The 3,589-nt window shown below is 57.7% G+C and carries 3 protein-coding genes and 1 pseudogene; 2 read left to right on the top strand and 2 right to left on the bottom strand.

Annotation, left to right across the window (positions count from 1 at the left end; genetic code table 11):
* A partial coding sequence (locus tag ACZ6CZ_RS37850) for a transposase (RefSeq protein ID WP_469030636.1) occupies nucleotides 1-194 on the top strand: 194 nt, incomplete at its 5' end.
* A gap of 109 nt (nucleotides 195-303) precedes the next feature.
* On the opposite strand, the gene ACZ6CZ_RS37845 is transcribed toward ACZ6CZ_RS37850, so the two are convergent.
* Nucleotides 304-1,017: a bestrophin-like domain gene (locus tag ACZ6CZ_RS37845; RefSeq protein ID WP_469030633.1), complete on the bottom strand. Its 714-nt coding sequence runs from the start codon at nucleotides 1,015-1,017 to the stop codon at nucleotides 304-306.
* Nucleotides 1,018-1,753: 736 nt separating this feature from the next.
* On the opposite strand from ACZ6CZ_RS37845, the gene ACZ6CZ_RS37840 reads away from it, so the two are divergent.
* The gene (locus ACZ6CZ_RS37840; protein WP_469030631.1) at nucleotides 1,754-2,584 is read left to right on the top strand and encodes a hypothetical protein; all 831 of its coding nucleotides are present in this window, start codon (nucleotides 1,754-1,756) and stop codon (nucleotides 2,582-2,584) included.
* A 33-nt stretch (nucleotides 2,585-2,617) separates the two neighbouring features.
* On the opposite strand, the pseudogene ACZ6CZ_RS37835 reads toward ACZ6CZ_RS37840, so the two are convergent.
* Nucleotides 2,618-3,425 (bottom strand): annotated as a pseudogene (locus ACZ6CZ_RS37835) (IS5 family transposase).
* Nucleotides 3,426-3,589 lie beyond the last annotated feature (164 nt).

Raw genomic sequence — 3,589 nt, 5'->3', positions numbered from 1 at the left:
GAGGCCAGAGCCGCCTCAGCCCGTCGCAGGAGGCAGAGAACGCCGTCCATCGCCGGGCACGAGCGCGCGTGGAACACGCCCTGTCGCGGTTGAAAGACTGGAAGATCCTGCGGGACTGCCGGCTCAAGGGCGACGGAGTCCACCAGGCCATGCTCGGCATCGCCCGGCTGCACAACCTGGCTCTCACTGGATAACTCACACCTCATACGGGACAACCTCTAGCCATTCAAGGCTGAGTAACGGTATCCGTCGGCTCTGCCGCAACAGCCTGGGCCACAGCGTGCGCGATCTTGCCCGTTCCCCCTACCAAAACTGGCGCAACACGCCCTGCCTAAATACGTACGAGGGAACAGATATCGCACCCGAGAATGGGAAGCTCAAGTCACCTACAATCAATAAACTGGAAGCCAGCAAAATTCCTAATCCGTAGGATATAAGGTATTGATCTGCTTTTCGTTTCTCGCGATAGCAAAATGTAAGTAACATGATGCATGCTGCACCGCCCCAAAGTAGCCCACTCAACATATCTGGGACTCTCTCGGTACTATCTGTTATCCTCATCCTCCGGTTCAATAGAACGTTACTTAAATCGTCAAGAACCCGCTGATATGTCACGACACCGACTGGATCATCCGGATGATACTTGTACACGTCTGCAATCATTTCCTCAAGTGGTTCACTATAGGCTGACGGTTCATGAGCGCTACGCATTCGTTCCCATTCTCGGTCAACAGTATAGTGAAGATACCGTTTGACATTGTCGTTGATTTTGCCACGCAGCGTAGGAGGCAGCCCCGCACTGTCATGGATCACTGCTGACAAGGCGGCGGACTCATTACTGACATTCTCTTCAGCCCTCTCATGTATCCCCCATGCTGTAACAATCACAAACGCAAGTAGCACTCCATAGATGGCTCCATACAGCCCAAGTGTGGTATTTATCGCTTCGTCACTTGGTCCATTCATTGCCTTTTTAGCCCGACTGAAAACAGCAAGCCCGATCGTGGTTGCTGTCATCCAACAAGTTATCAATAGGGTGAGCTGTAGAGTAAAAGGCCAGTGGACGGTCGTGATGGGCATTTGCCCTCCCCGCATGTCGTTACCGCGCCTTGTGTGTTCTAGTGGGCACCGGCGGGCCTAGCTGTAGCGTGTTGCAGGCGTGTGAGAAATCCGTCGTGCTGATCAGCATATTGTGGACGTTCCTCCGGTCCCGCGGTGACTGCCCTCACAGCGTGCCTTTGTGGTATGTGCTCGCGCGATCAAACTTGCCCATGTCACTGCTGCTGCTGCAGCAGCACAACAGCAAGAGGATGGCATGGCACGGAGATGGGTCACAGTCAAATAGAGACTGTTGCAGCTCGATTCACAATGCAGCCGCTGGAGCGCAGTCGCGCCTCAGGACTTAAGAATGCACAGGGTAAGGGGCGTTGGCCGCGGCTGTGCAAAGAAGCTAGCGAGCCCAGCATGCTTGGGCGGCACGGAGGGCCAGCCTAGCCGAGGATGTGCGGCTATCGGGGCGTAAGGAGACTCACTGTCACGACACGGTTGGAGCCAGCCGGCCTGCTTCCTTCTCATGCCCTGCTCCTGCGCCGCACGTCTTCTTCTTGGAACTTGCCCACTTAAGTGGGTGAGCGCGGCGCTCGCGACCGACAGTCGCGTGCGCGCTCTCTCGCGGGTCCCCACCTGTACAGCGGAGGCTCGGAGTATCCCCATCCCGCCATGCACTTAAAGCCCACTCGGATACCTGAACTGGATGCCGTTGGAAGCGCTCTATGCGATTGAAGGGACAATCATGCCAATCACTGTACAGCTATCGCGGCAGACTTCCTGGAATCTAATTAATGATGCAGCGAATGTGGCGAACGAAGCCTTTGCAGGTGCCGGTCCTGCAAGGTTGATACTGTTCGTTGGGGAAGATCACTCCGCGAACTTTGACACACACCGAAGAGAACTTGTGATACAGCAGCTATTCGGCGACAACAGGGTTACCGTAGTGGTAGAGCGAGGCATGTACAGCGGTGATCAGGAGTACGCTAACGTCGTGAAGGAGGAATCGGTTCGCTCTCCCGGAGACCCCCAAAGGGATGCTGACATCGTGAATGAGCTGATCGCTTACACGCAGGGACTCCCGGTAGCACAACGAGAACGGCCTGTGGTGATTCTCTTCGGTGACGATCATTTCGCAAAGATCGGAAACAACATAGACAATAAGTATCCAAACGTGAATGTGCAATGGGTTCACTATCCGGCAATACAAAGTCAACTGGATAATCTGCCGCCTTTGATGCAGCCCCCTGCTGGAGCCCCCGGATTCCAGTCTATTGGGATCCTGAAAATCAAAGGGATCGATGTGCCGCAGGAGTCTCTGGACACTTCTCTTCTTCAGAAAGGCTACCTTCCTAACGCCCCTATAAGTGTAACCGCTTACTCTGAAGGTGTATACCAGTGGAAAACAGGTTTTCACCTGTACTCAAACGATCCAGGTGTCATCGCCGCAGCCAACGATGTTGAGATCGATGGACAGGCAGCGGTGACTATTAATAATATTGCTTCCGTGCGAGGACGGGTTGAAAACGTGCAGTAGATCGATTCAGAGCCCGCTGACTTACTGACCATTTCAGAATGAGGTTCGGAGTCGTCGTAAGCAAATGATGCTGCAGGCGAGTTGGAGCAGTCCGAGGTGGAGGTCGGCTCGTATCTCGTAGCGAGTGCGCAGGCGTGTGAACTGGTGGAGCCAGGCGAAGGTGCGCTCGACGACCCACCTGGTCTTGCCCAGGCCGGATCCGTGGGCGGTGCCTTTGCGGGCGATCTTCGGCGTGATGCCACGAGCGCGCAGGAGCCGCCGGTACTTGTCGTAGTCGTAGCCCGGGTCGGCGAACAGCCGCCGGGGTCGGTGGCGGGGCCGGCCTACCCGGCCACGGATGCGGGGTATCGCGTCCAGCAGGGGTACGAGCTGGGTGACGTCGTGGCGGTTTCCACTGGTCAGGGACACTGCAAGGGGTGTCCCGTGGCGGTCGGTGATCAGATGGTGCTTGCTGCCCCGGCGGCCGCGGTCGACCGGCGAAGGTCCGGTGTGAGCCCCCCTTTCAGGGCCCGGACATGCGAACCGTCGATCGCGGCGTCGTCCATCTCGAGCAGTCCCGCCTGGCGGAGTTCGGCGAGAAGAATCTCGTGCAGGCGGGGCCAGACCCGGCATCGGTCCAGTCTCGCAGGCGCCGCCAGCACGTCACCCCACTACAGCCGATTGTCTCGGTCGGCACATCCGCCCAGGTCACACCCGTGCGCAAGACGTAGACAATCCCGCGCAGAGCCGCACGGTCATCCGCCGGCAACCGACCCGGATAGCGCCGACGCCGCGGCGGGCGAGGAGGGAGCAGTGGGGCGACACGTTCCCACAGATCATCAGGCACAAGATCATCCGACACCTGCAGAACTCTGCCGCCCACCAGCCCAACCGCCAAGTCCCTGAACCAAACTCATTCTGAAACGATCAGTTACGAGCTGGTGCGTGATAGCAGGTGAGGCGTGTTTGGCCTGGTCGTGGCCTGTTGTCAGCCGGTGGCGGTGCGGTCGGAGACGAGGCCGGCGA

The organism is Streptomyces sp. NPDC041135 (assembly GCF_055592085.1).
The sequence above is the reverse complement of the archived record's forward strand: the minus strand, read 5'-3'. Positions and strand labels throughout refer to the sequence as shown.

What these genes read in the sequence shown, in the direction of transcription:
- ACZ6CZ_RS37845 (WP_469030633.1), bottom strand. Translation starts at nt 1,017, where the DNA reads ATGACAGCAACCACGATCGGGCTTGCTGTTTTCAGTCGGGCTAAAAAG.
- ACZ6CZ_RS37840 (WP_469030631.1), top strand. Translation starts at nt 1,754, where the DNA reads ATGCCGTTGGAAGCGCTCTATGCGATTGAAGGGACAATCATGCCAATC.